We start from the raw sequence: 4,050 nt of genomic DNA, 5'->3' as shown, positions 1-4,050 counted from the left end.
TCATGGCATCGCAAAAAGGTTCTAAGTCTCCGTTCGGGTTGGGGTGGTGCGGCAATCGATGGCAAGTATTCCTGAACGGCAAACGTCGAGGGCGGCCGGATGGTCGCGGCGCACGGCCGCTTTTTCGTTGGTGCTGCTGCTGACGGTCTTTGTCGGCCATCGCTTCGATCTCGTCGAAACACCTGTCTTTCTGTGGGTGCTCGGCATTGTCGCGCTGCTGGCGGCGATGGCGCTGTTGTTTGCCGGGTTTGCCTTTTCGCGGCTCTGGAATTTCGGCGACCGCGGCGGTCGCGACCTGACGGTCGGCGCGCTGCTGGCGCTGCTGGTGCTCGCACCCTACGGCGTCGCCGCCTACTGGGCGACGATCTATCCGCCGCTCAGGGACATCTCGACGGATTTCGACGAACCGCCGGCGCTCGACGTGAGCGACCGCAAGAAGGATATGAACGTGCTTGCGCCGTCGACGCCTGGGGAACAGCGGCTGCAGACCGATAGCTATCCGCTGGTCAGCGCACGCAGCTACGACCTGCCGTTCGAGACTGTCGTCAATGCCGTCGAAACCGTACTCGACCGGCGCGACTGGGATCTATCGGAACCCTATCCTGATCTCGCCGGGCAAAGCGAGGTGACCATCACCGCCGTCGCCAAGGGCTTCGTGATCGGCCTTCCCGCCGATGTGGCGATCCGCGTGACGGACGATGGCGATACGGTCATCGTCGACATGCGGTCGGCGTCCCGCTACGGTCGCTACGACCTTGGCGACAATGCCGCGCGTATTGTCGATTTCCTTGCCGAGCTCGACCAGGAAGTCGCCGGTCAGGTTGGCGCCGCGCCGGCCGAGTGAGGCACGGGCACTTGGCAGTGGGCTGCGTTGCCTATCCGGCCGGCGTGAAAATGCCGTCGATGGCCGGTGCGGCATCGGTCACAACCAGACCGCGCGCCGTCAGATCCTCGAGATGGGCAAGCACCGACAATCCGGCGGCGCCATGCAGCCGCGGATCGGTATCCCTGTAGATCGCCCTGACCATGTCGGGAATCGTCCGGTCGCCTTCTCTGACCCGCTCCAGGATGGCTCGCTCGCGCATCTTGCGGTGCGTCTTCAGCCCGCGCATGAAAGCGCGCGGTGCCGTCACCGGCCCGCCATGTCCGGGCAGCAGCAAGCGGTCCTCGCGGTCGATTAGACGGTCCAGCGAGGCCATGTAATCGGCCATCGCTCCATCCGGCGGGGCGACGATGGAGGTTGCCCAGGCCATGACATGATCGGCCGAAAACAGGATGCCGGTTCCTTCCAGCGCGAATGCCGCATGATTGGCGGTGTGGCCCGGGGTCAGAACCGTCCTGATCGACCAGCCGTCGCCATCGACCGCCTCGCCGTCGGAAAGGGCGATGTCGGGAACGAAAGCCATGTCTGCACTGGCGTCGAGCGCATTGGTCTCGCCGATGTGCAGGGCTCTTGCCGGCCGGTGCGGCCCCTCGGCCAGCACGATGGCGCCGGTGCGCTCTTTCAGCCGGGCCGCCAGCGGGGAGTGGTCGCGATGCGTATGGCTGACGAAGATATGGCTGACTGGCCGGCCTGCGATCACTTCGAGCAGGGTCCGCAGATGCGCCTCGTCATGCGGCCCCGGATCGATCACCGCCAGCGTATCGCGGCCAATTATGTAGCTGTTGGTGCCGTGAAAGGTGAAAGGGCTTGGATTGCGGGCCGTGATGCGCTGGACATCGGGCGCGACGCTCACCCCCTGGCCATAGAGGGGGTCGAAGCCGGTCTCGAACTTCAGTGCCATGCATCGGTGCCTTGTTTGGGGAAACGGCAAAACCGATTGCCGCATAACACGCAAGCCAATATAGGAGGATGTGAGGCCGCGAACATCTGGTAGCGGCAATCGGATTGGGGAAATACCATGGCAATTGCAACTACGATGCGTCCGCTTGTTTCTCTGGCTCTGCCGCAAAGCGGCGCGGCGCGGCTGGCAACGCAGCTTTTCCTGGCCATCGCCGGAACGCTTGTGCTGACACTGTCGGCCAAGACCAAGGTGATGCTCGGGCCGGTCGACATTTCGATGCAGACGCTGGCCGTGCTGCTGATTGCCGCCGCTTTCGGCATGCGTCTCGGCGTCGCCACCCTGCTGCTCTACATGGCCGAGGGCGCCATGGGCTTCCCCGTCTTCCAGAGCACGCCTGAAAAGGGTCTCGGCATTGCCTACATGCTCGGCTCGACCGGCGGCTATCTCGCCGGCTTCGTGGTCATGGCGGCCATTGTCGGCTGGGCGGCGGATCGCGGCTGGGACCGCCATCCGATCAAGCTTTTCAACGCCATGCTGGTTGGCGAAGTCGTCATGATGGCGATGGGCTTTGCCTGGCTGGCGCTGCTCATCGGTCCGGAAAAGTCGTGGCAGTTCGGCGTCGTGCCGTTCATCGTCGGCGACCTGATCAAGGTGGCTCTCGCGGCAAGCCTGGTGCCGGCCGTCTGGACGCTGCTCAAGCGCGGCTGAAGCCCGAGCAGACCAGCGGCTTGAGCAATCAAGCCTTGGCTGGCGTGGGGTGATTGGCGGATTTCAGCGTGGCGTCTGCCAAGTAATCACACTTAGGTTTCTGGAAACAGCTTCGGAAACAGTGAATCCAATGCGTTGGCCGGAAAGCGTATCGACACCGGACCTTTGGGTGTTTCCGACGCCAACAGACCGAGCGCGATCACCTCATTGAACACGCGACGCGCCGTGCGTTCGGGTAGTCCGCTAATGCGAGACGCTTCGCCGCGTTCAAATTCGCCGCGCATTAGCGCTTCCTCCAGGAGGCGGGCGGCTTCGGGTTTGAGGCCACTGCGCTCGACGTAGCGACGCAGCCGCTTCGCGAGCGTGTCGAGATCGAACAAGCCGGTCATAAAGTTCACCTGATCGATGCACACCTGCATGAACCATAGCGTAAAGTCGCCGAGTGCGCGCTCGGAGAGGTTGCCCCGTCCGTCGAGATCACCCTGGCGGGGCATATCGGCATGATCCATCATGCGCTTGTAGTCCGTGCGGCTTTTCACGCCGCGCGCTAGACCGCGTGAGATCGACCACAGCCCGTGCGCGGCGATCCCAGCCTCATGGGCCATGGCGTGGCTCATCAAACGGCTGACGCGGCCATTGCCGTCGGGGAACGGGTGAATGTAGTTGAAACGCTTTCTTCCATGTCTGGCCGATCTTGGCTTCTGCTAAATACGTAATTATAAAGATATATTTCGAATTTGCCCGGATGTTTGGCCGATCTTATGGCCGATGATCGGTACCCTCCGCCGGCCATACGCATCTGATTAGGTTGCCGTCCCGACGACACCAACATACAGCTGCTTCGGAACGCAATATCTCCGCTCTCTAGATCGATCTGTCTCGGCTCCCAGGCGACTTGCCAAGGGGTTGATCGCCGAAGCGGTGCTGGAAATTACATCGCATTATTGGCCCTATCGTTCGGCGTTGGTGCGTTGCAGACGGTATCTTTTCAATCGCATAAAGCAATGCTGTTGATCAAAAGTTCCCGCACTGTTGATCCGAGAAATAGATGCTTGCTGGAGCAGCCGCGCTGTCGTAGCTCTTGGTCGTTGGCAGTCGGATTCTGGTGATGGGGGTGGCCTTTGAGGAAAATGTCCGGACCTGAGGAATGAAGGACATTGACGTCGTTATCGTGGCCGTCGGCCACAGGCAGTTCCGCGCTCTGGGCGTCGACGGCCTGCAGGCTCTTTGCAAGACCCCCGGCGTCATTTACGACATCAAGGGTCTGTTTCCCAGGCATGTCACGGATGGGCGCTTCTGATGAAGGTTCTGGTCACCGGCGCGGCCGGCTTCATAGGGTATCACGTAGCCAAGCGGCTGCTGGAGCGCGGTGACGAGGTCGTCGGCATCGACAACGTCAACGACTACTACGATCCGGAAATCAAGGAGGCGAGACTGCGGCTCCTGGACGAGGCGAGCCGCAAGACCAATGCCGGCTACCATTTCATCCGCGGCAATCTCGCCGACAAGAGCGTGGTCGACGCCTGCTTTGCCGACCACGCATTCGACCGGGTGATCC

6 protein-coding genes and 1 pseudogene are annotated in these 4,050 nt (G+C 62.0%); 4 read left to right on the top strand and 3 right to left on the bottom strand.

What is annotated here, in order from left to right:
• Positions 1-58: 58 nt before the first annotated feature.
• Entirely contained in the window at positions 59-844 is a 786-nt protein-coding gene (locus EN969_RS19925) for a DUF1499 domain-containing protein (RefSeq protein WP_013532738.1), read from the top strand.
• Positions 845-875: 31 nt separating this feature from the next.
• Here EN969_RS19925 and EN969_RS19920 read toward each other — a convergent pair whose 3' ends face one another.
• A complete protein-coding gene (locus EN969_RS19920) occupies positions 876-1,784 on the bottom strand; it encodes an MBL fold metallo-hydrolase (RefSeq protein WP_013532737.1) in 909 nt (302 codons plus the stop codon).
• Between the two features lie 117 nt (positions 1,785-1,901).
• Between EN969_RS19920 and EN969_RS19915 the strand changes: the two genes are divergently transcribed.
• Positions 1,902-2,492, top strand: coding sequence for a biotin transporter BioY (locus EN969_RS19915; RefSeq protein ID WP_027164125.1), 591 nt, complete (start codon positions 1,902-1,904; stop codon positions 2,490-2,492).
• A gap of 92 nt (positions 2,493-2,584) precedes the next feature.
• On the opposite strand, the gene EN969_RS19910 is transcribed toward EN969_RS19915, so the two are convergent.
• Complete coding sequence (locus EN969_RS19910; protein ID WP_244514275.1) at positions 2,585-3,097, bottom strand: hypothetical protein; 513 nt, start codon at positions 3,095-3,097, stop codon at positions 2,585-2,587.
• Between the two features lie 6 nt (positions 3,098-3,103).
• Positions 3,104-3,157, bottom strand: a pseudogene (locus tag EN969_RS36650) (Fic family protein); the annotation flags it as partial.
• A 482-nt stretch (positions 3,158-3,639) separates the two neighbouring features.
• On the opposite strand from EN969_RS36650, the gene EN969_RS35315 reads away from it, so the two are divergent.
• On the top strand, positions 3,640-3,792 hold the full coding sequence (locus tag EN969_RS35315; protein WP_158515784.1) for a hypothetical protein: 153 nt from the start codon (positions 3,640-3,642) through the stop codon (positions 3,790-3,792).
• Positions 3,792-4,050 (top strand): GDP-mannose 4,6-dehydratase (locus tag EN969_RS19905; protein ID WP_127419328.1); only part of this gene is annotated, 259 nt, incomplete at its 3' end. The genes EN969_RS35315 and EN969_RS19905, both read left to right, overlap by 1 nt.

The sequence above is a fragment of the Mesorhizobium sp. M7A.F.Ca.CA.003.01.2.1 genome (assembly GCF_003998945.1).
Lineage (GTDB): Bacteria > Pseudomonadota > Alphaproteobacteria > Rhizobiales > Rhizobiaceae > Mesorhizobium > Mesorhizobium ciceri.
Note: the sequence above shows the minus strand (reverse complement) of the source record. Positions and strands in the feature narration are given on the sequence as shown.